Source organism: Donghicola eburneus, assembly GCF_900115865.1.
GTDB lineage: Bacteria > Pseudomonadota > Alphaproteobacteria > Rhodobacterales > Rhodobacteraceae > Donghicola > Donghicola eburneus.
In genome coordinates this window covers 1-26,160 of sequence record NZ_FOXY01000012.1, presented here as the reverse complement: position 1 = coordinate 26,160, position 26,160 = coordinate 1, and the positions used below count along the sequence as shown (strand labels likewise).

Below are 26,160 nucleotides of genomic sequence, written 5' to 3'. Positions count from 1 at the left end.
TCATGATCGCCGCGCGAGCAGGCCGCCAGGTTGGCGCTGTATTCGGCCGTCCAATTCCAGATCTACCAGCACGGACGTCACATGATGCGCAGGCTCAGATAGATCGCGGATCAATTGGTCTTCGGCCAGCGGTGAGGGGCCAAGACGGCCTAGAATTTCTCGGTGTAGGGCGTAGGTTTGTTCTTTTGTTCTGGTATCTTTGGCAGGCGCTGGCGGTGGCTCAAGCGGAAGCTGCGGCTCTTCGCACAAAGGAGAAAGTGCTTCGATAACGTCGCTGGCGCTGCGGACCAAGATCGCACCATCTCGGATCAACATATTGCAGCCCGAAGCGCGGGCATCGAATGGGTGTCCTGGAACGGCCAGAACGTCGCGCCCCAAATCCAGTGCATTTCTTGCGGTAATCAAACTGCCGGACTTCGCGGCGGCTTCGACAACAACTAGGGCGCGACTCAGGCCTGCGATGATTCTATTGCGGGCTGGGAAATGACGCGCTGTCGGCGTGGCCCCCACCGGAGCCTCGGACAGGCGAAGGCCTTGGGACGCGATTCCCTGCGCGATCGACGCGTTCTCCTGCGGGTATATAATGTCCACTCCGCCGCCCATAACGGCAATCGTTCCAGAGGTCAGGCTGACTTCGTGCGCGGCGGCGTCAATCCCGCGTGCAAGGCCCGAAACGACCACATATCCCGCCTCGCCAAGTTCCTGCGCCAGTTTGCGCGTCATCCGCAGGCCGAGCGACGATGCGTTGCGTGCGCCCACCAGTGCGATCATCGGACGATTGAGCAACGCCGTTTCGCCGATTGCCCATAGAATCGGGGGCGGATCAGGTAGGTCGGTCAGGCTGTCTGGATAATCCGGTGTGCCATAACAGATCATGCGGGCACCGGCTTTGCGCCCATTGCTCATCTCGGCCAAGGCGACTTCGGGCGGGCAGGGGGCGTAGCTGTCGACCCCAGCGGCTTTGGCGATGTCAGGAAGGGCGTCTAGTGCGGTATCCGCGGACCCGTGCTCCGACATCAGCCGGTAGAAGGTCGCAATGCCGACTCGGCGCGAGCGCAAGAGGCGAAGCCATGAAACCCGCTCGTCTTCCGTGGTGGGTGGGAGTGGGTGGGGACTGGAAGAGTGAGTTTGGTGGGGCATCATGTCTCCGCCGTCTTGCAGAATCATGAATACCCCACGGAGTCTTAACCAGCGGTTAAGCCTAACGGAAAATGACTTAGACGGCCGATCCACCGATGGTGAGGCCGCCAATCAGCAGGCTGGGTTGGCCAACGCCGACAGGCACCCACTGGCCCTGCTTTCCACAGTTGCCCATTCCGGGGTCCAGTTGCATGTCGTTTCCGATCCCGCGAATGTTCTGCAGAGCGGTCGCGCCATCCCCGATCAGAGTCGCGCCCTTGATCGGGGCGCCGACGACACCATTGGTGACACGGTAAGCCTCTGTACAGGAGAAGACGAACTTGCCGTTGGTGATGTCCACCTGCCCGCCGCCAAAGCCGACGGCGTAGATACCGTCCTTCATGCTGCTGACCAGATCGGCAGGGGTCGAGTCACCGCCGAGCATATATGTATTGGTCATGCGGGGCATGGGGATATGGGCGTGGCTTTCGCGCCGCCCATTTCCAGTGGGTTTGACACCCATCAGCCGCGCATTCTGGCGATCCTGCATGTAGCCGACCAAGATGCCGTCCTCGATCAGGGTGTTTTTGCCGCTCGGGGTGCCCTCGTCATCGACAGTAATACTCCCGCGGCGGTCGGGGATGGTGCCATCGTCCAGAACAGTCACACCTTTGGCTGCAACCTGTTGTCCCATCAGGCCCGCAAACGCGCTGGTGCCTTTGCGATTGAAGTCCCCCTCAAGCCCGTGACCCACCGCCTCGTGCAGTAGGATGCCCGGCCAACCCGGCCCAAGGACGATGTCCATGACGCCCGCAGGGGCGGGCACAGCGCTCAGGTTCACGACGGCGACGCGCAGCGCTTCGTCTGCGACGGATTTCCAGTGCTGCGGAGTTACGATCGGCGCCAATCCATGGCGGCCACCTCCACCTGCGCTGCCGGATTCGCGGCGTCCGTCCTGTTCGACGATCACACTTATATTCAGGCGCACCATTGGGCGCACGTCGGTCACGCTGTGACCTTCGGGGCGCAGTATTTCGACCTCTTGCAAAGACGCGGCGAGGCTCGCGGTCACTTGGACCACGCGCTTGTCGGCGGCACGCAAGTACGCGTCGATTTCTTTGAGCAAATCCACGCGGGTCGCAAAAGCCAGCTCTTCGACAGGGTCCATATCGCCGTAAAGCTTCAGGTTGGTACCTTCGGGGGGCAGGGCAAGAGTGCCGCCTCCATCGCCCACAGCAAGCCGCGCGGTTTCGCTGGCGCGAGACAGCGCCCCTTCGGTGATTTCGGTCGAGTGGGCGTAGCCTGCCACTTCGCCGCGCACAGCCCGTAGACCGAATCCCTCGCTTGCGTCATAAGATGCAGTACGCAACCGACCATCGTCGTATGCGACGACCTCAGAGCGGCGACGTTCCAGAAACAGCTCTCCGTCGTCGGCTCCGTCAACGGCCCCACGCAGTTGCCCAAAGGCGGTTTCGCGGTCGATGAGGGTCTCGAATGGGCGGAAAGTGTCGGTTGACATGGGTTCTCCTGAAGGTCCGTCTTTGACTTGGATCAAAAAAGCGGCCCTTTGACGCGGTTCGCTATCTTGTTCCGAGTGACAGAATATGGTTTTTGCAGGACTGAACACAATGGATTCCGGGTGAATGCTTGTCAGTCCCCCGCAACAACGCGCTTAATGCCGAATAAGATCAGGGTGTAATATGCGACTTCTGACCAAAATGCTGGCCGCTATGGCCCTTATGCTTCCGCTTCCCGCTTTGGCCCAAGACGGGCTCGAGGTGGTTGGTAAGCCCCACGATGCGGGCGCTGCTTTCCAAGCGGCAGGGACCGAACTGGCCCGTGACATTCACTGGCTCGACAGCATGATCCTCGTGATCATCACCGCGATCGTTCTGTTCGTTTCGGCGCTGATGGCGTTCATCGTCGTCCGCTACAACGAAAAGTCGAACCCCAAGCCAGCGACCTTTACGCACAACTCGCCGCTGGAAATCGCTTGGACCATCGTACCGATCGTTATTCTGGTCTTCATCGGCTCGTTCTCGCTGCCCGTTCTGTTCAAGCAGCAGGAAATCCCCGAAGGCGACATCACCATCAAAGTCACCGGCTACCAGTGGTACTGGGGCTACGAGTATGTTGACGAAGGCTTCGGCTTCGAAAGCTTCATGCTGCCCAAAGAAGACTTGGCAGAGTACGGCTACAACGAAGACGAATACCTGCTGGCCACCGACACCGCAGTTGTCGTGCCTGTAGGCGCCACTGTTGTGATGCAAGTCACCGGCGCGGACGTGATCCACAGCTGGACCATCCCCGCATTTGGCGTAAAGCAAGACGCGGTTCCTGGCCGTCTGGCAGAACTGTGGTTCGCAGCAGAGCGTGAAGGCGTTTACTTCGGCCAGTGCTCGGAACTCTGCGGCAAAGACCACGCCTATATGCCCATTACTGTAAAAGTTGTCAGCGAAGAGGCCTACCAGCAGTGGCTGGCTGGCGCGAAAGAAGAGTTCGCAGGCATCCCGCAGGCCTACCAGGTCGCTTCGGCGCAGTAACGCACCCGACTTTAGGCCCGCCCCGATAACGTTCCGCGTGGACGGTCGGGGCGGGCCTTCACCCAAATAGACCCTTAGCCATCGAGACGGATCCGCCATGAGCGATACCAGCTTTGACAGCAGCCAGACCACAGAGGCCAGCTTTGGCGATTACTTCGCCCTTCTTAAGCCACGTGTGATGTCCCTCGTCGTCTTTACTGCGTTGGTGGGTTTGCTTGTTGCCCCCGGTTCTGTTCACCCGATCGAAGGTTTTGCGGCGATTCTGTTCATCGCATTGGGCGGCGGCGCATCTGGCGCCCTGAACATGTGGTACGACGCTGACATCGACCGCATCATGAAGCGGACCCAAAAGCGTCCGATCCCCGCAGGTAAAGTCACCCGTGACGAAGCGTTCGCCATCGGTATCGCTCTATCTTGCCTCTCGGTCATTATGCTGGGCCTTGCGTCGAACCTTGTCGCGGCTGGCCTGCTGGCCTTTACCATTTTCTTCTACGTCGTGATCTACACCATGTGGCTCAAGCGCTCGACTCCGCAGAACATCGTGATCGGTGGTGCGGCAGGCGCATTCCCTCCGATGATCGGATGGGCTGTCTCCACGGGTGGTATTTCGATCGAATCGATCATGATGTTCGCGATCACCTTCTTCTGGACCCCGCCCCACTTCTGGGCGCTGGCGTTGTTCATGAAGTCTGACTACTCGGATGCGAAAGTGCCGATGCTGACCGTCACCCACGGACGCCGCAACACGCGCATTCAGATCTTCGCCTACACCGTTCTGCTGGCAGCCCTGTCGGTTGGCATGTCCTTCACCGCGCTGAACGGGCCTGTCTTCTTGGCGACCGCCGTCATTCTGAACCTGTTGTTCATCAAGGGCGCGTGGACCATCCTGCGCCGGACCGAAGAGCAGGCCGAAGGTGACAACTACGCTGCGGAGCGCAGCTTCTTCAAACTCTCGCTGCTCTACCTGTTCCTGCTGTTCACTGCGATTCTAGCGGATGCCGTGCTGGTGCGCATGGGCATCAGCCTTGGGGGCTGGGTATGAGCAATTTCCGTCCCGACCATGAACTTCACCAGCGTCGCCGCGGCCGGAACTTCGGTCTGCTTGCGGTCCTGATCGGGTTCGTTGCGCTGGTGTTCCTGTTGACTGTGGTCAAGGTGCAGAACGGCGGCAAAGTCGAAGCGTTCGATCATACCGCCCGTCCGTCACTGACCACTCCGGAAGGAGGACAATGATGGAAGGCAAAAAGAAAACAGTCGTACAACTGGTTTCGGTCGTTCTGGTCATGGGCGCGCTCGCTTGGGCGGCTGTTCCGCTTTATGACCTGTTCTGCCGTGTCACCGGTTTTGGCGGCGAGACTCAGGTTGCGAGCTCGGAGTCCGAAACGATTCTGGATCAGACCATCAAGATCAAGTTCGATGCTTCCAAAGAGAGCGGCATGCCATGGGAGTTCAAACCCATGCAGCGCGAGATGGAACTGCGCATCGGCGAAAGCGGCCTTGCCTTCTATGAGGCCTACAACCCGACCGATCACGTTGTGGCAGGCACTGCCAGCTACAATGTCGCGCCCTTTGCGGCAGGCGGGTACTTTGTAAAGATTGCTTGCTTCTGCTTCACCGAGCAGGTGCTACAGCCAGGAGAGCGGGTCGAGATGCCCGTGACCTTCTATGTCGACCCCGAGATTGTAGATGACCCCGAGGCGAAATACGCCAAGCACATCACACTCTCGTATACCTTCCACGAGATGGATCTCGCCGATACTGATTATCAGGCGGCACTCGAGACCGAAAAAACAACAGAAATTAACTAAGCCTTCCAACGAGGGACCTTCAATGGCGCACGCAAAAAACCACGACTACCACGTTCTGCCCCCATCCATCTGGCCTTTCCTTGGCTCGATTGCCGGCTTTGTCATGCTGTTCGGCGCGGTCCTTTGGATGAAGGAAAGCGGCCCGTGGATGTTCCTCATCGGCTTCGTTGGCGTTCTCTACGTCATGTTCGGCTGGTGGTCGGACACCATTTCTGAAAACCAGGCGGGCGACCACACTCCGGTTGTTCAGATTGGTCTGCGTTACGGCTTCATCCTGTTCATCATGTCCGAAGTCATGTTCTTTGCGGCATGGTTCTGGTCGTTCTTCAAGCACGCGCTGTACCCCATGCCCGCCGTTGGCGGCGTTTGGCCCCCCGAAGGTATCGAGACCTTTGATCCTTGGCACCTGCCCCTGATCAACACCCTTATCCTGCTGTGCTCGGGTGCGGCGGCGACTTGGGCGCACCACGCACTCGTTCACGAGAACAACCGCAAAGACATCAAGTCGGGCCTGCTGCTGGCCGTTATCTTGGGCCTGATCTTCAGCGTGTTCCAGGCATACGAATACAGCCACGCGTCGTTCGGCTTTGCTGGCAACATCTACGGCGCCAACTTCTTCATGGCGACCGGCTTCCACGGTTTCCACGTAATCGTTGGTACGATCTTCCTGTTCATCTGCTACCTGCGCACCGTGCGCGGTCACTTCACCCCCGAGAACCACATCGGTTTCGAAGCAGCAGCCTGGTACTGGCACTTCGTTGACGTTGTATGGCTGTTCCTGTTCGCAGCTGTGTACATCTGGGGCGGCTAACCGCCAGTGCATCAGTTGTCGGTTGAAATTCCAGCCGCAGTGAATATCACAGCAAGGTGCGCAAACTGCGCACCTTGTTTTCGTTTGAAAGGCCCGAAATGCGTCGCTCTGTAATCCTGATCGTGGTCGGTATCGCTGTCGCGGCTGTCCTGCTCGGGCTTGGCAAATGGCAGGTGGACCGTCTGGCGTGGAAAACCCAGATCCTGGCCGATATCGAAACCCACATCACCCAAGCGCCTGTTGCGGTGCCCGCCAATCCGGATCCCATCGCGGACCGCTATCTGCCAGTCAGTGTGACCGGCACGGTCACGACCGATGAGCTGCACGTTTTGGCCTCGGCGCGGGGGCAGGGGGCTGGCTACCGGATCATCACTGCGCTCGAGACCGAGGAAGGCCGCCGCCTGATGCTGGACCGTGGGTTCGTCGCCATCAATGCCAAGGACGACACCCGTCCCGAACACGATGCGACCATCATCGGCAACCTGCATTGGCCGGACGAGCGTACAGGCTCCACCCCTGAAAATGACCTTGCGAACAACGACTGGTTCTCGCGCGATATCCCGCAGATGGCGCAGGCCCTCGACGCCGAGCCGATCCTGATCGTGGTGCGCGAGACCGACTATCCCGAACCGCGTGTGACCCCCTGGCCGGTGGACACGGCAGGTATCCCGAACAATCACCTTGAATACGCCGTAACGTGGTTCAGTTTCGCCGCGATCTGGATTATCGGCATTGCATACCTCCTGTGGCGCGACCGCAGGGCAAAAGATGAAAGGCCCGAATGATGCAATACATCTCGACCCGAGGCTCTGCGCCGACGCTGACCTTTGACGAGGCGATGCTGACTGGCCTCGCGCGCGACGGTGGTCTCTATGTTCCCGCAGAGATTCCTACCATGACGGCCGAAGACATCGCCGCGCTGGCTGGCCTGCCCTATGAGGAAGTCGCCTTTCGTGTGATGCGTCCTTATTTGGGAACGTCATTCACCGACGACGAATTCCGTGGGATCATCGAACGGGCCTATGCTGGTTTCGGCCACGACGCCCGCGCGCCGCTTAAGCAACTCGCTCCCGGACATTTCCTGTGTGAGCTGTTCCATGGCCCGACCTTGGCGTTCAAAGATTTCGCGATGCAGCTGATCGGTCAGCTGTTCGAGTTCGAGCTCAAGCGCCGCGACAGCCGCGTGACCATCGTGGGCGCGACCTCGGGCGACACCGGTTCCGCCGCGATCGAAGCGTTTCGTGGTCTGGACGCGGTGGACGTGTTCATCCTGTTCCCGCACGGCCGTGTGTCTGAAGTCCAGCGCCGCCAGATGACCGCTCCCTCCGAGGACAACGTGCACGCGCTGGCGCTCGACGGGCACTTTGATGACTGTCAGGCGCGCGTCAAAGATATGTTCAACGACTTCGAGTTCCGCGACGGCGTGAAGCTGGCGGGCGTGAACAGCATCAACTGGGCCCGTGTTCTGGCGCAGGTCGTTTACTACTTCACCTCGGCTGTGGCTTTGGGCGCGCCCCATCGCAAGGTCAGCTTCACCGTGCCGACCGGCAACTTTGGCGATATCTTCGCGGGCTACATCGCAAAGCGCATGGGCCTGCCGATTGATCGTCTGGTCGTCGCGACCAACCAGAACGACATCCTGCACCGCTGCCTGTCGACGTCCGAATACATGGTCGACGGCGTGATCCCCTCGATCAGCCCGTCGATGGACATTCAGGTGTCCTCGAACTTTGAGCGTGCGCTGTTCGATGCCTATGGCCGCGACGGCACGGCCGTTGCGCAGCTGATGGATGAACTCAAAGCAGGCGGCTTCAAGGTTAGCCAAGGTGCCTTGCAGGCTCTGCGAGAGAACTTCGACAGTGGTCGCTGTTCCGAAGAGGAAACGCTGGCAACGATTACGCGCACTCTGAAGCATTCGGCAGAGCTGCTGTGTCCCCACAGCGCGGTTGGCGTACATGTTGCAGAAGCGCATATGGGCAGCAGCCCGATGGTTACTCTTGCAACTGCGCACCCCGCGAAATTCCCTGATGCGGTTGAGAAAGCTACAGGCGTGCGTCCGGGGCTTCCCCCGCGGATGGCTGACCTATATGAGCGTTCGGAACGCGTGACCCGCGTCGAAAACGACCTGCTGGCGATTGAAACTCTAATTAAGGATCGGATCCACCTTTGACCGTTCAGACCCATACCCTTTCCAATGGCTTCCGCGTTGTGACGGAGCACATGCCCGGCCTCGAATCCGCTGCGATCGGGATTTGGGTGGGTGCCGGTGCGCGCCACGAAAGGGTGGAACAGAACGGCATTGCCCACTTCCTTGAACACATGGCCTTCAAAGGCACCAAGCGTCGCTCCGCGCTGGAGATTGCCGAAGTCATTGAAGATGTGGGCGGGTATATCAATGCCTACACCTCGCGTGAGGTTACAGCCTATTACGCCCGCGTATTGGCAAATGACGTGCCACTGGCGCTGGATGTCATCGCAGACATTCTGCTCAATCCGACCTTTGACGAGAACGAGATCGAGGTCGAACGTGGCGTGATCTTGCAAGAGATCGGTCAGGCGCTGGACACGCCTGACGACGTGATCTTTGACTGGTTGCAAGAAGAGGCCTACCCAAACCAACCTCTTGGTCGGACCATCCTTGGACCCTCCGAGCGCGTACGCCACTTCAGCCGCGAGGATTTGTCGGGCTTTGTCGAGGAACACTATGGCCCCGGTCAGATGATTCTATCGGCTGCTGGCGCTGTCGACCACGACGCCATCGTGCGCGAGGCGGAGAAGCTGTTCGGTCACATGCAGCCGGGTGCGGCACAGCACGAAGACGCTGCAGCATTCCAAGGGGGCGAGCGCCGCGAAGTGAAAAAGCTGGAGCAGGCGCACTTCACGTTGGCCTTTGAAAGCCCCGGCTACCGTGCGGATGATTTCTTTACCGGCCAGATTTATGCGAACGCGCTGGGGGGCGGCATGTCTTCTCGTCTGTTCCAGGAAATTCGCGAACACCGCGGTTTGTGCTACACGATCTTTAGCCAGGCGGGCGCTTATTCCGACACCGGCCTAATCACCGTTTACGCTGGCACCAGCGCCGAACAGCTGGGTGAATTGGCGGAAGTCACCATCGACGAAATGCGCCGTATCAACGAGGATCTGCGTATCGCCGAGATTGATCGTGCCCGTGCCCAGATGAAGGCTGGCATGCTCATGGGGCTCGAAAGCCCGTCGAATCGTGCTGAACGTTTGGCCCGTATGATGTCGATCTGGGGCCGTGTGCCCGATTTGTCAGAGACTGTGGCGCGAATCGATGCCGTTACTCTTGAAAACGTGCGTGATTTCGGAATCAATCTTGCCACCAATGCGCCGTCCGCGATGGCGCTCTATGGTCCCGTAGACAATGCGCCTTTCCTGGCCGCGTTGAAAGAGAGGCTGGCTGGATAAATGCTGCTGAACAAACGGAAGTTTCGCCTGGAGACCGAGCGTATGACGCTACGACTCCCGCTCCATGGCGACTACCGTGCGTGGAGCACGCTGCGTTTTTCCTGTCGTGATTTCCTGACACCGTGGGAACCCACATGGGCCGAGGATCACCTCAGCCGCAAAGCCTTTACCAACCGCGTTTACTGGGCCAGCCGATCCATGTCTCAGGGCACTGCTGTGCCGCTGTTTATGATCCGTCGGTCTGATGACATGCTGCTTGGTGCGATTACCTTGGACAATGTACGCCGAGGGCCTGCGCAGATGGGCACGATCGGTTACTGGATCGGCGAACCCTTTGCCCGCCAAGGATATATGACCGAAGCGATTGCCGCGATTGTGCACCATGCCTTTACGCGCATGGACCTGAGCCGGATCGAAGCGGCTTGCCTGCCGGAAAACAAGCCCTCGCACGGCGTGCTCGAAAAATGCGGGTTCAAGTACGAGGGCGTCGCGCAATCCTATCTGCAGATCGACGGTCGCTGGCGTAATCATGTGCTTTTCGCAGCTCTTCGCCACGATCGACGGGGCAAGACGGTTTAGTTGACCGATCCGTGAAGACCGGATCGTGCGGAACTTGTGTTAGCCTTTGGGCGAACACGGGGGATCGCACATGGTATTTCGTCTCATCTCACTTCTTCTTCTGGTGACTGCAGGGGCAGCTCAGGCCCAAGACCGCCGGCCAAGTCATTGCATCGCGGTGGCCAACAGCGCGCCGGGTCTTGAATACGTGCAGCTTGCCAGTTTTTCCGATCCAATCGCAGACGAATACACCGTCCGTATTCGCTATCTGGACCACGCGATGTTTTTGATCGGCACTCAGAGCGGTTTGACGGCGGTGACAGACTATTCCGGTTATCTGGGGCAAGGGGATTTTACGCCGGATGTTGCCACTATGAACAACGCCCATGGGACCCACTGGACCAGCTATCCTGACCCCGACATCAAGCATGTTCTGCAGGGCTGGCCTGATGCCGAGGGGAACGCGGCGGTGCACTATCTCGATCTTGGGGATATGCTGGTGCGCAACGTGACCACGGACAATCGACGGGGTTCTGGCTCGGCGGGCGAGAATGGCAACTCGATCTTTATTTTCGAAGTGGGCGGGCTGTGTATCGGCCATATGGGGCACTTGCATCACGAACCCTCGGCGGCGCAATACGCCGCAATGGGCCGCTTGGATGTCACAATGGTGGCTGTGGATGGCGGTATGACGCTAGATCAGCCGTCGGTGGTGCGAGTTATGCAGCGGCTGAAATCATCGATCATCATTCCGATGCACTGGTTCGGCCGCCTGACGTTGGAACAGTTCATCGCGCGTATGGAACAGGATTTCGCAATCCAGCGCACGGGCGAGTCGCAGATCGACGTCTCCCTGCGGAATTTACCCTCGCGCCCGACAGTTGTGGTGCTTGAACCTCGTCCGATTTCGGCCCAAGACTTGGGCGCTGAATAGGAGAGCCCATGACCCCCGTGACTTCGATCGAAGGCGCCCTGCGGGACGCCTTGCCTGCCGCTGCATTTCGCGAACTCGAACCTCGGTATTTGGAAGAACCCCGCGGTCGCTACAAGGGGCAGGGCGGCCTACTTATCGCACCCGCCAACACCGAAGAGGTATCGCTCGCGGTGAAATTTGCCCACGCGGCGGGTGTTCCGGTCGTTCCATACGGAGGAGGCACCGGCCTCGTCGGTGGGCAGATTGCGCAGGACGGAATCGAGCCGCTGATCATCTCGCTTGAACGGATGAATGCGGTGCGTGCGATCTACCCCGAGGAAAACGTTCTGGTGGCCGAAGCGGGCTGCATTCTGCAAGATTTGCACACGGCTGTCGAAAAAGAGGACCGGCTGTTTCCGTTGTCGATCGCAGCCAAGGGCTCGGCGCGGATCGGAGGTAATCTGGCGACAAACGCGGGCGGTCTGAATGTGCTGCGCTACGGAAATGCGCGCGACCTGTGTCTGGGACTAGAGGTCGTGATGCCGAATGGAGACATCTGGAACGGCCTGACCCGTTTGCGCAAGGACAACACAGGATATGATCTGCGCAACTTGATGATCGGATCCGAAGGCTCGCTCGGGATCATCACCGCCGCCGCGCTGAAGCTGTTCCCAATTCCCGCCAGCGAAGGGACTGCTTTGTTCGTCGTGCCCTCGCCCGAGGCGGCGACGGAACTGCTGGCCATGGCCCGCAGCCATATGGCCGAGGGAATCAGCGCATTTGAAATCATGCACCGTCAGGGCTGGGAGTTCTTGCAGGAAACCATGCCTGAATTGCGTCTGCCCTATGACGAAGCGCCGGAATGGAGCGTTCTGACCGACGTGGGACTTGCCAAAGGTTTGGACCCTGCAGAGGCGCTAGAGACCCTATTTGCCGAAGCCTTCGAAGCGGGAATCGTCACCGATGGCCTGATTGCACAGTCCGAGCAACAGCGCACCGACCTGTGGAACATCCGCGAGAATATCCCCGAGGGGAACCGCCGGATCGGTTCAATCAGCAGCCACGATATTTCTGTTCCGATCAGCCGAATCCCTGAATTTATCCGCGAAGGGAATGCAGCTATGGCGGCGCTTGGGGATGTTCGGGTGAATTGCTTTGGGCACCTTGGGGACGGCAACTTGCACTACAACGTCTTCCCCGCTGCCGGAAAATCCCGCGCGGATTACGAAGACCTGCGTGCGGCGGTAAAAACCGGGGTGCATGATCTGGTCCATGCGTTCAATGGTTCGGTCAGCGCCGAGCACGGTGTCGGCCGCCTGAAAGTCAGCGATCTGGAGAAATACAGCGATCCGGTCAAGCTGGCGGCTCTGCGCGCGATCAAACAGGCGGTGGACCCCAAAGGTATCATGAACCCTGGCGTGATCCTGCGCGCTTAACCCGCGTGACAGGCGGCGGCTTGGATCACCAAGCCGTCCGCGCCGAAATAGAGCGTCTCTGGCGCTAGAACGCCCCGATGGTTTTCGTAGGTGATGACCATCATCTCGTGGCCAGCAAACACATCACGGACGGTGAAATGCAGGTCAGGCTGTTTGTCCAGCGCGGCCTGCCAATAGGCGCGCAGGGCGTCATGCCCGCGCACCTCTCCGTTGCCGACCAGAGCCACCGCTTTTTTTGACCGGAAGACGATATCGGGACTGTAGTGGGCCATGATCCGGTCCAGATCGTGGCTGTTCCAACCCGCTTCCCAATCGGCGGCGAACTCAGCGGCAGGTGTCATCCTTAGTCCCCTTCGAAGGAGCAGAGCGCGTGGACGTCGATGTCCAACGCCTTCAGCCGTTTGCGGCCCCCTAGATCAGGCAGGTCCACCACAAACGCGCAGCCTGCGATCTGGCCGCCAAGCCGTTCGACCAGTTTGATCCCCGCTTCGGCGGTGCCGCCTGTGGCCAGTAGGTCATCGACGATCAACACGTTCTGACCTGGCGCGATGGCGTCGTCGTGTACCTCGACCACAGCCTCGCCGTATTCGAGCGTGTAGGCTTCGGAGATCACGGTGCCGGGCAGTTTGCCCTTCTTGCGAACAGGCACGAAGCCGGTCCCCAACTGGTGCGCGACCGCGCCGCCAAGGATAAATCCGCGCGCCTCTAGGCCCACAACCACATCAATCCGCTCGCCCGCATAGGGGTGCAGTAGTTGGTCGATCGCCATGCGAAAGCCCCGCGGGTTGCTAAATAGCGTGGTCACGTCGCGGAACATGATGCCCGGTTTGGGAAAATCGACGATGGTGCGGATGTAGTCTTGGACCTGTGTCATGGGGTGCCTTTCAGGACGCGGCCAGCGACCGCATCGAGTTTTTTCAAAAGTTCGGCGTCCCGTTTATCAGGCGCGGTCATGATGGCAAACTCTAACGCGCGGTCACATTCGTGGGGGCAGGGCGCCCGCTCGCGGTCGATCAGATCGGGCAGGGCACGAATGGTGTCACGCGCCTTTTCACCATTGCCCTGCAGGGTCTTGATGATGTCGGTCACGCTGACTTCGCCGTGGTCGGGGTGCCAGCTGTCATAGTCGGTGACCATCGCGACCGAGGCGTAGCAGATCTCTGCCTCGCGGGCCAAAGCGGCCTCGGGCATGTTGGTCATGCCGATCACGTCGCAGCCCCAGACCTCTCGGTACAGCTTTGATTCGCCCAAGGTACTGAACTGCGGTCCCTCCATCGCCAGATAGGTGCCGCCGCGATGAACGCGGGCACCGGCGGTTGCGGCGGCTTCGGCCAGAATATCCGACAGCCGAGGGCAGGTCGGATGCGCAAGGCTGACATGGGCGACGCAGCCCGTCCCGAAGAAGGATTTGTCGCGGCCGCGAGTGCGGTCGATGTACTGATCCACAATGACGAAATCGCCGGGGGCCATTTCTTCGCGGAAACTGCCTGTGGCGGACAGGCTGATGATATCCGTCACCCCGATGCGTTTCAGCGCATCTATGTTCGCGCGGTAGGGCACGGTCGAAGGGCTATGGACGTGCCCGCGTCCGTGGCGGGGCAGGAACGCCATCTTTAGCCCGTCCAGTACGCCGGTCATGATCTGATCAGACGACGCGCCCCACGGGGTTTCGACACTGACCCATTTGGCATCCTCTAGTCCGTCGATGTCGTACAGGCCGCTGCCCCCGATAATCCCGATCATGGTCTCCATGATGCCCTCCGTGTGCTGGGTTCAGCACATGGATACGCGGGCAGGGCGGACTTGGGAATACGGCAGGCGACTCAGTCGTCGGGGCGGGTCAGGCTAAAGACCTCTTTGATCACCCCGTAGTCACGATAGCCTAGACGGGTCAAAGGCTGGTAGCGCGTCACGTCAAAGCGACCGTCCACAATGCAGTCGTCTCGCATGTGGATGCCTGTTACTTCGCCAAATACGGCGAAGTTCGACTCACCCTCGAGCTGGATGATCTGGGTCACCTTGCATTCCAGAGAGGCGGGGGCGTTTGCGACACGCGCCGCGGCGATGGTGTCGCACGCAGCTTTGTCGATTCCGGCAAGTTCGAATTCGTCAACGTCGCGGTCCACTGTCGCTGACGAGGCATTCATTACATCGCGCGCCGCGTATTCCACGATGTTCACGCAAAACACGCCTGTGTCGCGGATATTCGAGACGCTGTCCTTGGTGTCTCCGCGGTCTGCTTTGGCAGATGTTGAAGCAAACATCACTTGCGGGGGCACGTAAGCAACCGCGTTAAAAAACGAATATGGGGCCAAGTTGTCCCGCCCGTCCGCATCACGGGTTGAGATCCAGCCAATGGGCCGCGGGGTGACGATGGCGTTGAACGGATTGTGTGGCAGACCGTGGCCTTCGCTGGGGCGATAGAACATGTTTTGCTCCTATGTGATTGATACACAAGTAGTGTCATGATACCCGCCATGCCACTCGAAAGATCGGAGGTCAGGTGTTCGAGATTGCGCAAGAACAGCCAGAGGACGTGTGGGAGGTCGAAGCCCTGTACGATCTGTGCTTTGCCCCCGGTCGCGAGGCACTGTCGTCCTACCGATTGCGGGACGGGGTTGATCGTGTGCCCGAACTTAGCCTGACAGCGCGTGACCCTGATAAAATTTTGGCCGGAGCCATCCGGTTCTGGCCTGTGCGGGTCGGTGACAGTCCGGCCTTGCTCTTGGGTCCCATCGCTGTGCACCCCACGCGGCAGGGCGAGGGGTTGGGGGGCATCCTGATGCAAGCCTCGCTCAGCCGGACCGCCGAGCTGGGGTGGCCGCGCGTGATGCTGGTGGGCGACTATCCCTATTACAGTCGGTTCGGGTTCGAGAAACTGACGGGCGTAGAGATGCCACCACCGACGAACCCGGATCGTGTCCTCGGGATCGGGGATTGGGAGGGCATCCAAGGCGATGTGCACAAGTGGGAAGGCCCCGCTGATTGATTTGGCCAAAGCAAAAGGGCGCTCCGGTTGGGCGCCCTTTGCTATTGCGTGGTTTGCTGTGGCCTTAGTTGGCAGTAGGGATCGCGGCCTTGGCCAGATACTCCATCACTGCGGGCCGCACACTTTGGACGCCGGATTCGCGAGCCTCGGAAATCACGCTATACAGTTCTCCGAGGTTGGTGCGGCGCAGCAGATGCTTCACCGGTCCAATGGATGCGGGACGCATAGACAGGCTTTGCAACCCGATGGCGGCAAGGCATAGCGCCTCGATTGGTCGACCCGCATCTTCACCACAGAAGGACAGCGGCGTGCCTGTGGTCCGGCAGCGGTTCACGATCCCTTCGAGGAAGGACAGGAAGCTGACGTTCAGCGTGTCATAGCGGCGGCGCACGCGCTCATTTTCACGGTCGGCGGCAAAGAAGAACTGCTTCAGATCGTTCCCGCCAATCGAAACGAAATCTACCTGCTCAAAGAACGCCTGAGGGGCAAAGGCCAGCGAAGGTGTCTCAAGCATGGTGCCGATTTTCAGCTCGGATGGCAGTACGTGGCCCAAGCGCTCTTCGCGGGCCATAGCCTTGTCGATTTCCTGACGCGCAACGGTGAATTCATCCATCTGCGCGATGAACGGGAACATCACCGACAGAGGGCGACCATTCGCAGCGCGGATCAGGGCCTGCAACTGCATCCGCAAGACGCCCGGCTTGTCCAAACCCACGCGAATCGCACGCCAGCCCAGAGCCGGATTTGGTTCGTCGTTGGGCTTCATGTAGGGCAGGACCTTGTCCGACCCGATGTCGAGAGTCCGGAACACCACCGGCTGACCGTCAGCGGCGTCCAGCACGCGGCCATACAGCGCGGAAAGCTCGGCCCGTTTGGGCATTTTGTTCCGGACAAGGAATTGGAGTTCTGTACGGAACAGGCCGACGCCTTCGGCGCCCGAGGTGGGCAAAGAGGGCAGGTCAGCCATCAGCCCTGCATTCATGGTCAGGGAGATTCGGCGGCCACACAGTGTTTCAGCGGGCAGGTCACGGATCGAGGCGTAACGCTCTTGGGCCTGTGCTTGCATAGCCATCTGATCGCGAAACGCTTTGACCACGTTTTCGTCGGGACGCAGGTGGACCACACCCTGATCGCCATCGAGCAGCACATGGTTGCCGTTCAGCGCTTCGGTCGTGATGTTTCGTGCGTGCACCACCAACGGAATCGCCAGAGCGCGGGCGACGATTGCGGCGTGGCTGCCAACAGAGCCTTCTTCGAGAATCACACCTTTGAGCCGGCGGCCATAGTCCAGCAGCTCGGCGGGACCGATGTTGCGGGCCACGAGAACCGGATCATCGGGCATCTCGGCACCGGTGTCGCTGCCCTGACCTGTCAGGATTCGAAGCAGGCGGTTTGATAGATCATCCAAATCGTTCAAACGCTCGCGCAGGTAGGCATCGGTCGAACGGGCCATGCGAGAGCGTGCGATGGATTGCTCTTTTTCCACGGCAGCTTCGGCGGACAGGCCGCGCGAGATGTCCTCTTCCATGCGGCGGAGCCAGCCTTTGGAATTAGCGAACATCTTGTAGGCTTCGAGAACCTGGACATGGTCGGCATCGCCGCCCTCGGCGACAGACAGCATCTGGTCCACAGAGTAGCGCAATTCATTTACGGCGTCGCGCAGGCGCTCTGTCTCGGCTTGGGGATCTTCGGCAACGGGATTGGTGACAACCACGCGGGGTTCGTGCAGCCAAATATGGCCTTCGGCGGTGCCTTCTTGGCCCACAGTGCCGCGGAACAGGACGGGCTGTTGATGCAGGGCTTTGAGCGCTGCTCCATCGCCGACAAATGCACCGAGCTCCGCCATTTCGGCCAGAACCATCGCCACGACTTCCAGCGCGTACACTTCATCTGACGAGAATTGTCGCGCCTCTTTTGACTGCACGACCAGAACGCCCAACGTTTCGCCAAGGCGCTGAATCGGAACACCAAGGAAGGAGGAATACGCCTCTTCGCCGGTTTCCGGCATGTAGCGGAAGCCGCGCTCGGACGGCGCGTCGGCCGTGTTGACGATCTGGGTGGTTTTGGCGACACGGCCCACCAGACCCTCGCCCAAACGCAGACGGGTCTGATGCACCGACTCGGCCTTCAGGCCCTCGGTTGCGCAGAGTTCGAGCGTGTCATCATCGCGAAACAGATAGATCGAGCACACCTCGGTCAGCATAGAGCTGGCGATCAGGTGCGTGATCTTGTCCAACCGCTCTTGACCCGCGCCGCCTTCGGCGAGCGTGTCACGCAGTCGGACAAGTAGTTTTCTGCTTTCGCTTTCGGTTCCGTCGGGCATGGTGCCCCTTAGGCTGCTTTCTCCAGTTCAAAGGCATCATGCAGTGCCTGAACCGCGAGTTCCATGTATTTCCGGTCGATCAAAACGGAAATCTTGATTTCCGAAGTGGCAATAACCTTGATGTTGATGCCTTCGTTCGACAGCACCTTGAACATCTTGGCTGCAACGCCGGGCTGGCTGCGCATGCCGATGCCAACGACCGAGATTTTTGCGACATTGGTGTCAGCGATGATCTCTTCGAAGCCGATGGTTCCGGCTGCTTTGGCGTCGTTCAGCGCCTTTTCTGCGCGGGCCACCTGATCGGTGGGGCAGCTAAAGGTCATGTCGGTGGTGCCTTCGTCCGAGATGTTCTGGACGATCATATCCACATTGATGCCCGCGTCGGCCAAGGGGCCGAAGATGGAGGCCGCGATACCCGGACGGTCCTCGACCGATACGAGGGTCATTTTCGCTTCGTCGCGGCTGTAAGCGACACCGGAGACAACTTTATCTTCCATGATTTCCTCCTCATCGCAGACCAGCGTACCGGCCTCGTCTGACGGTTCTTCAAAGCTGGAAAGGACGCGCAGTTTTACATTATAGCGCATGGCCAATTCGACCGAACGGGTTTGCAGCACCTTGGCGCCAAGGCTGGCGAGTTCGAGCATTTCCTCGAACGCGATCTTGTCCAGCTTGCGGGCTTTGTCGCTGATGCGGGGGTCGGTGGTGTAGACCCCGTCCACGTCAGTATAAATGTCGCAACGCTCTGCATCGAACGCAGCTGCAAAGGCCACAGCGGTGGTGTCCGAGCCGCCGCGGCCCAGAGTGGTGATGCGGCCTTCGGGGCTGATCCCTTGGAAACCAGCGACCACAGCGACACGCATGCCTTCGCCGAATTTGTCCATCAGGTTGTCGGTGGGGATCTCTTCGATCCGGGCCTGACCGTGCGCCGAAGTGGTCTTCAGCGGAACCTGCCAGCCCTGCCAGCTGCGTGCGGGCACATCCATTTCTTGGAGAGTCAGGGCCATCAGGCCAGCAGTGACATTCTCGCCCGAGCTGACAACGGCGTCGTATTCGCGCGCGTCATAAAGCGGCGAGGTTTCGTTAACCCAGCCGACCAGCTCGTTTGTTTTGCCCGACATGGCGCTAACGATGACAATGACATCATAGCCCTTGGCCACTTCCAGACCCACGCGTTTTGCAGCGCGGCGGATGCGGTCAAGGTTTGCGACGGACGTCCCGCCGAATTTCATCACGAGGATAGGCATGAGAACCCCCCTGTCACCTAAAGTCCGCCCGCGTTTACGCGCAGACCGTCGGCTTCGCAAGGGTCAGAAGGGGTGTTCGCGACCGTCCCAAGTCAGAAACTTGCCGGTAGTGTCCATGCTTAGGGCCTCAAATTGCGCGGCAAGGCCTTTGGCCGACTCGGAAACATCAATGTCGGCTGCTGTGCCACCCATGTCGGTCTGTACCCAGCCCGGGTGATAGATGCCGACGGCGATTCCTTCGGAGCGCAAATCGGTCGCCAGATTGCGCCCAAGGTTCAGCGACGCCGCTTTGGACGCGCGGTAGATATAGCTGCCACCAGGTGCGTTGGTGTGTGACGCCATTTGTGACGAAATGATCGCGATCTTTGGCGAAGCGGCGCATCTTAGATTCGGAAGCAGCGCCTGAACCGCTAGAAACACACCCGTGACGTTCACGGCAAAGGTTTCGGCCCACATGTCGGCAGGGTAGCCTGCGTCCAGCGTCTCGGCCGTGTCCAGATAAACACCGGCATTGCAGACCAACAGATCGATCGGTGTCCCTGACAGACGGTTCGACAAAGCGGTGTGACTGGCAGGGTCGGTCATCTCAAGATGTTCAAAGTCAGCTTTACTGCGGGCTGTTCCGATTACCGATGCGCCTTCGGATTGGTAGAGCGTGTAAAGCTCATGGCCAATGCCGCGGTTTGCGCCTGTAATCAGGACTGTCATCAACTGGTCTTTCGTGTTGGGGTAAAGGGTAGGGGGGCCACAGGCACGTCGTCTTCGATCAGCTTCTTGACGTCTTCGGGTTTGGCTTCGCCATAGATCGCGCGTTCGGGGGCGTCTCCCAAATGCTGCGCACGGGCTTCGGCCGCGAAATTGCCGCCCACATAGGTCGCATTCTTTTCGATATGCTTGCGCATCTCGGCCAGCATCTTTTCGGTTTTGCTGTTGTCAGTCAGCTTGGGCGCAGGTGCTTCGACCGGCTCGGTCGGAACTGCAGCGGCAGCCTTGTCCGAGGTGGAAACACGCGGTGCCATGATGGCTTTCTCGACCTTGGTGCTGCCGCAAATGGCGCAGGACACCATGCCCGCGGCGACCAACTTGTCGTAGGCGCTGCTAGACTGGAACCAACTGTCAAAACTGTGCCCTTCGGCGCATTTCAAATCATAGCGGATCATCGGCTCTCCTTAACCGCAGTTCGCTAAAAGTATGGGACTGCCGGATAAATGCAATATACGCAGATGCATGAGGAGACTGGTCGGAGGCGATCTCGCTTCTATATTACTTTGGGAAAAGCCGATCAGCGCGACACTATTCCTGTCGATATTTTAGGTCAGGTGAAACTAATTTGGCTGTCTCGCGTATTGGTGGTAGAGCCGCAGGGCTCGTTCTCGGAGGACATCGCATGTTTGTCAGACAATGCATCATTTCAGCATTTATCCTGTCGGCTTCGTCGGCATGGGCCGGCATGAGCCAATTCGATTTCACCTCGATCGAGGGTTTGCAGATGGACACCGCCTCTTGGGAGGGGCGGCCAGTTCTGGTGGTGAACACCGCGTCACGCTGCGGCTTTACCCCGCAGTACGACGACCTGCAGGCACTGCACGAAAAGTATAGTGATCAGGGGCTCGTGGTTTTGGCGGTCCCGTCCAATGACTTTCGCCAAGAGCTTTCCTCGGCCGAAGCGGTCAAGGATTTTTGTGCAGTGAATTTTGATCTGACCTTGCCCATGACCGACATTTCCAAGGTCAAAGGCACCGAGGCGCACCCTTTCTATCGCTGGGTAAAAGAGACCGCAGGATTTGAGCCGGGCTGGAACTTCAACAAGGTTCTAATCTCTGGCGAGGGAGAGGTGGTCGCGACCTACGGTTCGATAGTCAAGCCGACCTCGCCCAAACTCGTGTCGCAGATTGAACAGGAACTGGCGGACTAACTCCGCATACGGCCCAACGTGATCAAGGACCCTAAACACGCCCCACTGTTCATCGGGTCGGATATCTATCGCACATCGTCATATGGCGCGTGGCATCCTTTGCGGGTGCCACGCGTTTCCACTGTGATGGACCTGTCGCGGGGGATGGGGTGGTTGGGGCCTGCGCAATACGTCCAGAGTCCGCGCGCCAAGGCTGCAGCCCTCAGTCTTTGGCATGATCCCGACTATCTGGGGGCGCTTGCTTTGGCCGAGCAGACACAGATCGCCAGCCCAGAGGTCAAAGAACGCTACGGACTGGGGACCACTGCCAATCCTGTTTTCCCTGAAATGTGGCGCAGGCCCGCGACTTCGGCTGGGGCATCGCTCTTGGCCGGAGAGCTATTGGCGCAGGGCGGGATCGTGTATTCGCCCGCGGGTGGTACCCATCACGGGATGCCAGCCCGCGCCAACGGATTTTGCTATTTGAACGATCCGGTATTGGCGATTCTGTCATTGCGCCGCTCGGGTGTTCGGCGCGTGGCGTATATCGACATTGATGCCCATCATCCCGACGGGGTCGAGGTGGCGTTCGGCGCTGACCCCGATGTTCTGATGATATCTACGCACGAAGAGAATCGCTGGCCGCGCACTGGCGCCCTGGAAGATGTGGGGGCAGGAACGTTGTTTAACCTGCCGCTCCCGGCAGGCCTGAATGACACAGAAATGGCCGAGATTCGCGATCGACTCATTCTGCCGTCCGTCGCTTCATTTGCCCCCGAAGCGATTGTCCTACAATGCGGTGCGGACGCCGTGACTGAGGACCCGCTGTCACGTCTGACCCTGTCCAACAATAGCCACTGGCAAATCGTTGCTGCCTTGATGGAAATGGCGCCGCGGAATCTGGTCCTTGGGGGCGGGGGCTATAACCCTTGGTCTGTGGGGCGGCTCTGGACCGGCGTTTGGGCCACTCTGAACGGGCACTTGATTCCAGAGGTGCTGCCGCCAGTCGCCCAATCTGTTCTGCGCGGTCTCGAATTCCAGAATCACCGTTTGGGACGCAATCCGCCCGACCATTGGTTCAGCACCTTGCGCGATTCCCCGCGAAACGGGGAGGTCCGGCCAAAGGTGCGCGACGGGCTGGCGCGGCTTTGCGCGCGCATCCAGCCTGAATTCTAGTCGAAGAAAAAGAAGGCCTCGTCCAGATCGACTTGCGCGATACCCAGCAGAAGCATGTCATTGCCTGCGTCGTCAAAGAGGCTGACGCCGGATGCAGTGTCAGTGCTATGGTTGTTGATCAGATCAGTGTAGTCGGAAATGCCCGTAGCTGCGCTCAGATCGACCCAATCGCCCGTCGCCGAGGTGTCAAAGTCCAGAACGCGATCTGACCCTAGCCCAAAGACAAATATATCCGCGCCTTTGCCACCGACCATTTTGTCATTTCCCGCGCCGCCGTACAGATCGTCATCGCCGCCCTGTCCCTTGAGAAGGTCATTGCCGCTGCCGCCGTAGAGCGTGTCGGCGCCACCGCCGCCAATCAGGCGATCGCGCGCGCCGCCGCCACTTAGCTCGTCGCCTTGGGAGCCGCCAAGGAGCTTGTCCTTGCCCGCGCCCCCGTCAAGGGTGTCATTCCCTGCGCCGCCAAACAGGCGGTCTTTGCCGCCGAGCCCCTCGAGCGCGTCAGCCCCGGCGTTGCCCCGTAGCAGATTGCGGCCGTTGTTGCCTGTTATGTCATCATCACCGCTGCCGCCCGATGCGTTTTCGACATAGTTTATGACGCTGCCATCCACTTTGACGGTCGCAGCAATGGCGATGTTGTCGTCAATCTCTCCGATCGAGGAATAGCGGCCGTTGCGCAGGTCGATCACGCTGTCCGTATCGAGATCAGAGGCGTCGATCAGGTCGGTCCCGCCCGCATCCCAGATCGTCAGAATCACATCGCGGTAGATGCCATCCTCGCCCAAGACCTGCATGCCGCGCCCGTTGTCGGCGTTAGTGGCGTACTGGTATATGGCGTTGCCATTCTGCCCACCGCCGTCGCCGAAGTAGACGTTGTTCTCTGTCCGCGTGGCCGTGTTCACCCCGTAGAGATCCTGAATCGCCTGAATGTCCCAAACCATCGGGGTCAGAGACCACGCCTGTTTGTTAAACGGATCGTATTCCTCTTCGGGGTGGGCGTTGTAGGACATCACTGTGTATTGGGTCGTGATATCCAGATCATTGGGATCATTGTTCGGATGTTCGAGCCCCAGCGCATGTCCTAATTCGTGCAGATAAGTGTTCCAGCTGGTATGCCCGTAGACGGGGGAGCCGCCAACATACTGATCTTCGTTGCTGTGGTTGATCCACAGATCGCCGATTTCATCCTGCCAATTCGCGGCGCCATCGTACGGTAAGCCGCTGACAAAGCCGTAGAGGTCCGGATCATCGAATGCGGTGCCTGCGATCAGGATGTCCCCAACCGATGATGCCGCAACAGGTTCTTGAGCAAAGATCGAGCCCCGTGCGGTTCCGGAGCTGATCAGTGTCCCGTCCACGTAAAGATCGCCGCCGCGGAACTGATAGGTCCAGAGGCCAGTTTCGCCAGCGTTTCCGGTTATTTCGTCCAGTGCCTTCAGCGCGCTGACATTTGCAGAGTAGTCTGTTTCGAAAAAGCTGCTGAGAGACGCAAAGCCCGCAACGGCCGCCGATTTTCGGCCGGTATTTTCTTCGAATGCCCAAGCGATTTCGGAATAGTCAAAGACCACGTCGAAGTCGCCATTGCCTTGATCCACGAGTGTCAGGCTAAAGGTGTTTTCTGGCGCGCTTTCTTCGAGGCTGCCTGAATAGCTCGTCACGTGACGCCACTCAAAGGTGACAATGCCCGCCTCGGCATCGATCTCTTTGGTAATGCCCTCGGGGCCGGTCACGATGTCGGTCCAGAACGCTGCGATCATCGCAGGTGTCGCCTTGTTCAGAGTTGTCGGAGTGGCGACGTCGTAGCCTGTGCCAAAGGTCAGGCTGCCATTCGAATTCACGTAGATCTGCTCTGCGTTCAGCGTTTCGCCAAACATGTTCAGTCCGTCTTCGAACACCGCGGACAGGTCGATCTCTTCGGACTCGTCATCTGCGAAAGCCAAGACGGAGGCATAGGTCCGCGCGGTGCTGTCTGTCTCGATCTCTCTTGCGGCCGCGCTGCTGGTGCCCTCGACGGTTACGAGATTTACGTTCGCGATCTCATTCCACGCATCTATAGCGCGGAGGGTCATCGCCTTCTCGTCGTCGGTCAGTTCAACGCTTTGGGTCGTCGGAACTTTCTCGCCAGAAATATTCCAGACCTCGACTCCGTTTCTGATCCGAGTCGGATAATAGTCAGGCAGGCTACTGCCAGACGCAAAGCTATAGGTGATGGTGCTGTTCCCGTCATGCCAGCCGTCTGCTCCGCCGACCAAAAGGGATTTGTAGTTATACTTGTAGGCCATTCAACTATCACTCCGAAAGGAATGCGTCCGAGAGAAAGGTGCGGGTCGTCTAGGGCGATGACACAAAAACAATCAGAATGCCGGACAAGTTTTAGCCGCATTTTAAGGGAAAAGCGAATTCTTTCGGGGGCGTGCGGGCGGGTTTCCGCCCTAGTGGTTAATCGACATTAGCTGGTGGGAGACGTTCCAGAATGCGATCAACCAAAGGGTCAAGATCGGTCGAAGCTTGAATGACCTTAGTCGCGCGTTGGGCATAGGATGAGCGGTCTGACAGCGCGCGCGTCACCGCAGTCGCCAGATCGCTGGCGTTCTGCACTGGCAGAGCCGCTTGCGCTGTGTCCAGATCACGGTAGATCCGGCGGAAGTTGCTGGTGTCAGGCCCATGTAGAATTGCAGTGCCATAGGCGGCAGGTTCGAACGGGGTGTGTCCGCCCTTGGCTGCAAATGACCCAGCGACAAAGGTTGCACCCGCCGCACGATACCACATCGGCATCTCGCCCATCGTGTCGACCAAATAGACCTGCGTGTCCGGAGTTACCGTTTCCTGCTGACTACGTTGCGCGACGCTCAGGCCTGCGCCTTCGATCAGAGCCCTGATGTCTGCGGCGCGCCGAGGGTGGCGTGGGGCCAATAAGAGCAAACTATGCGCCCCCGCGGCGATGCGTTCTTTGTGGGCCTGTATGATGAGAGCCTCTTCTCCCTCGTGCGTGGATGCAGCCAGCCAAATTTGATCGCGCGCAAACGGTAGTGGCGGCGGGACCGTGTCGACAGGGGTGTATAGCGACTTCAACTCGATAATGGGTGCAAATTGCTCATCGCGAACACCCAGAGCCTTGAACCGGTTGCGCGACCCGCGATCTTGGGGTGCCAAAAGCGCGATGCTTTGAAACATCTCTCGTCTCAAGGCAGGCAAACGCTTCCAGACGCGGGCGGATTTCCGGGATATCTTGGCTGCCACCAGAAAGACCGGCATCCCGGCCCGTGCGGCAAGCGTAATACGGTTTGGCCAGAGCTCGTTCTCAAGGCTGATCAGCGCGACCACTTGGCGGGCTTTCAGGAATCGGCTTGTCCAGTTGCGCAAATCAAGTGGCGCGCAAAAAGCTCTGACGTGGGGTATGCCCCAGCTATTCACCATATCCCGTCCCGTCACGGTGTTGGTCGTCACAGTGATCTCAAGGTCCGGTCGTGCGTCGCGCAGGCGCTCTAGTAATGGACGTGCGGAATGAAGCTCTCCATTGCTGGCACCATGCATCCATAGGGTCGGTGTTTCAGACAGGGTAGGGCGCCCCATGCGCTCTCTTAGTGCGTCGCGGCTTTCACTCCCCTGTAGGGAGCGCAACGCAAACAGTCCCATAGTAGCGGGCGCGAATAGAGATATGGCGATGCGATAGAGCTGCACGCGCCGCTCCTTTCTGAAGTTTGGTCTTTGGTCATGAAGGTCACAACTGACCCCGTATGTCGAGAGAGGGCGCATACCTGATTTTTGGTGAGAAATGCCTGTTTTGACCAAAATCTGTGGATAAGTCACTTTTCTTATTTTTTCCTCTTGCGACTCTTTGTTGGTATCCGTAGAAGGCCCCTCACCGGCGGCGCTGAGGCGCGGTTGGGGCGGACGGGACGGTCGGAAGGCTG

26 protein-coding genes are annotated in these 26,160 nt (G+C 59.2%); 14 read left to right on the top strand and 12 right to left on the bottom strand.

Annotated features, from left to right (window positions below; translation table 11 throughout):
• Together dprA and tldD are read right to left on the bottom strand one after the other, a co-directional pair.
• Positions 1-1,140: a DNA-processing protein DprA gene (dprA, locus tag BM225_RS17595; protein ID WP_072705774.1), complete on the bottom strand. Its 1,140-nt coding sequence runs from the start codon at positions 1,138-1,140 to the stop codon at positions 1-3.
• Between the two features lie 76 nt (positions 1,141-1,216).
• A complete protein-coding gene (tldD, locus tag BM225_RS17590) occupies positions 1,217-2,638 on the bottom strand; it encodes a metalloprotease TldD (protein WP_072705720.1) in 1,422 nt (473 codons plus the stop codon).
• Positions 2,639-2,819: 181 nt separating this feature from the next.
• On the opposite strand from tldD, the gene coxB reads away from it, so the two are divergent.
• The 11 genes from coxB to BM225_RS17535 all read left to right on the top strand — a co-directional run bounded on the left by coxB (position 2,820) and on the right by BM225_RS17535 (position 12,617).
• Positions 2,820-3,662: a cytochrome c oxidase subunit II gene (gene coxB / locus BM225_RS17585; RefSeq protein WP_072705722.1), complete on the top strand. Its 843-nt coding sequence runs from the start codon at positions 2,820-2,822 to the stop codon at positions 3,660-3,662.
• Between the two features lie 97 nt (positions 3,663-3,759).
• Positions 3,760-4,704, top strand: coding sequence for a heme o synthase (cyoE, locus tag BM225_RS17580; protein WP_072705724.1), 945 nt, complete (start codon positions 3,760-3,762; stop codon positions 4,702-4,704).
• Complete coding sequence (locus BM225_RS17575) at positions 4,701-4,895, top strand: hypothetical protein (RefSeq protein ID WP_072705726.1); 195 nt, start codon at positions 4,701-4,703, stop codon at positions 4,893-4,895. Before cyoE ends, BM225_RS17575 begins: the two co-directional genes overlap by 4 nt.
• A complete protein-coding gene (locus BM225_RS17570) occupies positions 4,895-5,470 on the top strand; it encodes a cytochrome c oxidase assembly protein (RefSeq protein ID WP_245780533.1) in 576 nt (191 codons plus the stop codon). The genes BM225_RS17575 and BM225_RS17570 overlap by 1 nt, the downstream gene beginning before the upstream one ends.
• A gap of 22 nt (positions 5,471-5,492) precedes the next feature.
• Positions 5,493-6,281 (top strand): cytochrome c oxidase subunit 3, encoded by a 789-nt coding sequence (locus BM225_RS17565; RefSeq protein ID WP_072705730.1) that lies wholly within the window; start codon positions 5,493-5,495, stop codon positions 6,279-6,281.
• A 98-nt stretch (positions 6,282-6,379) separates the two neighbouring features.
• Positions 6,380-7,066 carry an SURF1 family protein gene (locus BM225_RS17560; protein WP_072705732.1) on the top strand — a complete coding sequence of 229 codons (687 nt, stop codon included), beginning with the start codon at positions 6,380-6,382 and terminating at the stop codon, positions 7,064-7,066.
• Entirely contained in the window at positions 7,066-8,451 is a 1,386-nt protein-coding gene (gene thrC / locus BM225_RS17555; RefSeq protein WP_072705776.1) for a threonine synthase, read from the top strand. Before BM225_RS17560 ends, thrC begins: the two co-directional genes overlap by 1 nt.
• Positions 8,448-9,710, top strand: a complete 1,263-nt coding sequence (locus BM225_RS17550) for a M16 family metallopeptidase (protein WP_072705734.1) — start codon at positions 8,448-8,450, stop codon at positions 9,708-9,710. Before thrC ends, BM225_RS17550 begins: the two co-directional genes overlap by 4 nt.
• Positions 9,711-10,289: a GNAT family N-acetyltransferase gene (locus BM225_RS17545; protein ID WP_072705736.1), complete on the top strand. Its 579-nt coding sequence runs from the start codon at positions 9,711-9,713 to the stop codon at positions 10,287-10,289.
• A gap of 70 nt (positions 10,290-10,359) precedes the next feature.
• Positions 10,360-11,202 carry an MBL fold metallo-hydrolase gene (locus BM225_RS17540; protein WP_092465114.1) on the top strand — a complete coding sequence of 281 codons (843 nt, stop codon included), beginning with the start codon at positions 10,360-10,362 and terminating at the stop codon, positions 11,200-11,202.
• An 8-nt stretch (positions 11,203-11,210) separates the two neighbouring features.
• Positions 11,211-12,617 carry an FAD-binding oxidoreductase gene (locus BM225_RS17535; RefSeq protein ID WP_092465113.1) on the top strand — a complete coding sequence of 469 codons (1,407 nt, stop codon included), beginning with the start codon at positions 11,211-11,213 and terminating at the stop codon, positions 12,615-12,617.
• Here BM225_RS17535 and BM225_RS17530 read toward each other — a convergent pair.
• The 4 genes from BM225_RS17530 to BM225_RS17515 form a co-directional block, all read right to left on the bottom strand.
• Complete coding sequence (locus BM225_RS17530) at positions 12,614-12,958, bottom strand: nuclear transport factor 2 family protein (protein ID WP_092465112.1); 345 nt, start codon at positions 12,956-12,958, stop codon at positions 12,614-12,616. The two genes, BM225_RS17535 and BM225_RS17530, sit on opposite strands and share 4 nt — an antisense overlap.
• 2 nt (positions 12,959-12,960) lie before the next feature.
• On the bottom strand, positions 12,961-13,491 hold the full coding sequence (locus tag BM225_RS17525; protein ID WP_072705744.1) for an adenine phosphoribosyltransferase: 531 nt from the start codon (positions 13,489-13,491) through the stop codon (positions 12,961-12,963).
• Positions 13,488-14,372: an S-methyl-5'-thioadenosine phosphorylase gene (locus tag BM225_RS17520; RefSeq protein ID WP_072705746.1), complete on the bottom strand. Its 885-nt coding sequence runs from the start codon at positions 14,370-14,372 to the stop codon at positions 13,488-13,490. The genes BM225_RS17525 and BM225_RS17520 overlap by 4 nt, the downstream gene beginning before the upstream one ends.
• Positions 14,373-14,440: 68 nt before the next feature.
• Positions 14,441-15,046 carry a flavin reductase family protein gene (locus tag BM225_RS17515; protein WP_072705748.1) on the bottom strand — a complete coding sequence of 202 codons (606 nt, stop codon included), beginning with the start codon at positions 15,044-15,046 and terminating at the stop codon, positions 14,441-14,443.
• 74 nt (positions 15,047-15,120) lie between these two features.
• Here BM225_RS17515 and BM225_RS17510 point away from each other — a divergent pair, with 74 nt between their 5' ends.
• A complete protein-coding gene (locus BM225_RS17510) occupies positions 15,121-15,606 on the top strand; it encodes a GNAT family N-acetyltransferase (protein WP_072705750.1) in 486 nt (161 codons plus the stop codon).
• A gap of 64 nt (positions 15,607-15,670) precedes the next feature.
• Here the strand turns inward: BM225_RS17510 and ptsP are convergent, their stop codons facing one another.
• The 4 genes from ptsP to BM225_RS17490 all read right to left on the bottom strand — a co-directional run bounded on the left by ptsP (position 15,671) and on the right by BM225_RS17490 (position 20,336).
• Positions 15,671-17,929 carry a phosphoenolpyruvate--protein phosphotransferase gene (ptsP, locus tag BM225_RS17505; protein WP_072705752.1) on the bottom strand — a complete coding sequence of 753 codons (2,259 nt, stop codon included), beginning with the start codon at positions 17,927-17,929 and terminating at the stop codon, positions 15,671-15,673.
• A gap of 8 nt (positions 17,930-17,937) precedes the next feature.
• Positions 17,938-19,176 (bottom strand): aspartate kinase, encoded by a 1,239-nt coding sequence (locus BM225_RS17500; protein WP_072705754.1) that lies wholly within the window; start codon positions 19,174-19,176, stop codon positions 17,938-17,940.
• A 63-nt stretch (positions 19,177-19,239) separates the two neighbouring features.
• The gene (locus BM225_RS17495) at positions 19,240-19,884 is read right to left on the bottom strand and encodes an SDR family oxidoreductase (protein ID WP_072705756.1); all 645 of its coding nucleotides are present in this window, start codon (positions 19,882-19,884) and stop codon (positions 19,240-19,242) included.
• Entirely contained in the window at positions 19,884-20,336 is a 453-nt protein-coding gene (locus BM225_RS17490; protein ID WP_072705758.1) for a DUF1178 family protein, read from the bottom strand. Before BM225_RS17490 ends, BM225_RS17495 begins: the two co-directional genes overlap by 1 nt.
• A gap of 227 nt (positions 20,337-20,563) precedes the next feature.
• Here BM225_RS17490 and BM225_RS17485 point away from each other — a divergent pair, with 227 nt between their 5' ends.
• Both BM225_RS17485 and BM225_RS17480 read left to right on the top strand, forming a co-directional pair.
• Positions 20,564-21,091 carry a glutathione peroxidase gene (locus tag BM225_RS17485; protein WP_072705760.1) on the top strand — a complete coding sequence of 176 codons (528 nt, stop codon included), beginning with the start codon at positions 20,564-20,566 and terminating at the stop codon, positions 21,089-21,091.
• 18 nt (positions 21,092-21,109) lie between these two features.
• Positions 21,110-22,246: an acetoin utilization protein AcuC gene (locus BM225_RS17480; protein WP_338060995.1), complete on the top strand. Its 1,137-nt coding sequence runs from the start codon at positions 21,110-21,112 to the stop codon at positions 22,244-22,246.
• Here the strand turns inward: BM225_RS17480 and BM225_RS17475 are convergent.
• Together BM225_RS17475 and BM225_RS17470 are read right to left on the bottom strand one after the other, a co-directional pair.
• A complete protein-coding gene (locus BM225_RS17475; protein ID WP_072705762.1) occupies positions 22,243-24,528 on the bottom strand; it encodes a M10 family metallopeptidase in 2,286 nt (761 codons plus the stop codon). The genes BM225_RS17480 and BM225_RS17475 overlap by 4 nt on opposite strands.
• Positions 24,529-24,685: 157 nt before the next feature.
• Positions 24,686-25,819, bottom strand: a complete 1,134-nt coding sequence (locus BM225_RS17470; RefSeq protein ID WP_177218655.1) for a 3-deoxy-D-manno-octulosonic acid transferase — start codon at positions 25,817-25,819, stop codon at positions 24,686-24,688.
• Between the last annotated feature and the right edge of the window lie 341 nt (positions 25,820-26,160).

Coding starts and splice junctions, on each gene's coding strand:
- dprA (WP_072705774.1), bottom strand. CDS start 1,140: ATGCCCCACCAAACTCACTCTTCCAGTCCCCACCCACTCCCACCCACC.
- tldD (WP_072705720.1), bottom strand. CDS start 2,638: ATGTCAACCGACACTTTCCGCCCATTCGAGACCCTCATCGACCGCGAA.
- coxB (WP_072705722.1), top strand. CDS start 2,820: ATGCGACTTCTGACCAAAATGCTGGCCGCTATGGCCCTTATGCTTCCG.
- cyoE (WP_072705724.1), top strand. CDS start 3,760: ATGAGCGATACCAGCTTTGACAGCAGCCAGACCACAGAGGCCAGCTTT.
- BM225_RS17575 (WP_072705726.1), top strand. CDS start 4,701: ATGAGCAATTTCCGTCCCGACCATGAACTTCACCAGCGTCGCCGCGGC.
- BM225_RS17570 (WP_245780533.1), top strand. CDS start 4,895: ATGGAAGGCAAAAAGAAAACAGTCGTACAACTGGTTTCGGTCGTTCTG.
- BM225_RS17565 (WP_072705730.1), top strand. CDS start 5,493: ATGGCGCACGCAAAAAACCACGACTACCACGTTCTGCCCCCATCCATC.
- BM225_RS17560 (WP_072705732.1), top strand. CDS start 6,380: ATGCGTCGCTCTGTAATCCTGATCGTGGTCGGTATCGCTGTCGCGGCT.
- thrC (WP_072705776.1), top strand. CDS start 7,066: ATGCAATACATCTCGACCCGAGGCTCTGCGCCGACGCTGACCTTTGAC.
- BM225_RS17545 (WP_072705736.1), top strand. CDS start 9,711: ATGCTGCTGAACAAACGGAAGTTTCGCCTGGAGACCGAGCGTATGACG.
- BM225_RS17540 (WP_092465114.1), top strand. CDS start 10,360: ATGGTATTTCGTCTCATCTCACTTCTTCTTCTGGTGACTGCAGGGGCA.
- BM225_RS17535 (WP_092465113.1), top strand. CDS start 11,211: ATGACCCCCGTGACTTCGATCGAAGGCGCCCTGCGGGACGCCTTGCCT.
- BM225_RS17530 (WP_092465112.1), bottom strand. CDS start 12,958: ATGACACCTGCCGCTGAGTTCGCCGCCGATTGGGAAGCGGGTTGGAAC.
- BM225_RS17525 (WP_072705744.1), bottom strand. CDS start 13,491: ATGACACAGGTCCAAGACTACATCCGCACCATCGTCGATTTTCCCAAA.
- BM225_RS17515 (WP_072705748.1), bottom strand. CDS start 15,046: ATGTTCTATCGCCCCAGCGAAGGCCACGGTCTGCCACACAATCCGTTC.
- ptsP (WP_072705752.1), bottom strand. CDS start 17,929: ATGCCCGACGGAACCGAAAGCGAAAGCAGAAAACTACTTGTCCGACTG.
- BM225_RS17500 (WP_072705754.1), bottom strand. CDS start 19,176: ATGCCTATCCTCGTGATGAAATTCGGCGGGACGTCCGTCGCAAACCTT.
- BM225_RS17495 (WP_072705756.1), bottom strand. CDS start 19,884: ATGACAGTCCTGATTACAGGCGCAAACCGCGGCATTGGCCATGAGCTT.
- BM225_RS17490 (WP_072705758.1), bottom strand. CDS start 20,336: ATGATCCGCTATGATTTGAAATGCGCCGAAGGGCACAGTTTTGACAGT.
- BM225_RS17485 (WP_072705760.1), top strand. CDS start 20,564: ATGTTTGTCAGACAATGCATCATTTCAGCATTTATCCTGTCGGCTTCG.
- BM225_RS17475 (WP_072705762.1), bottom strand. CDS start 24,528: ATGGCCTACAAGTATAACTACAAATCCCTTTTGGTCGGCGGAGCAGAC.
- BM225_RS17470 (WP_177218655.1), bottom strand. CDS start 25,819: ATGGGGCGCCCTACCCTGTCTGAAACACCGACCCTATGGATGCATGGT.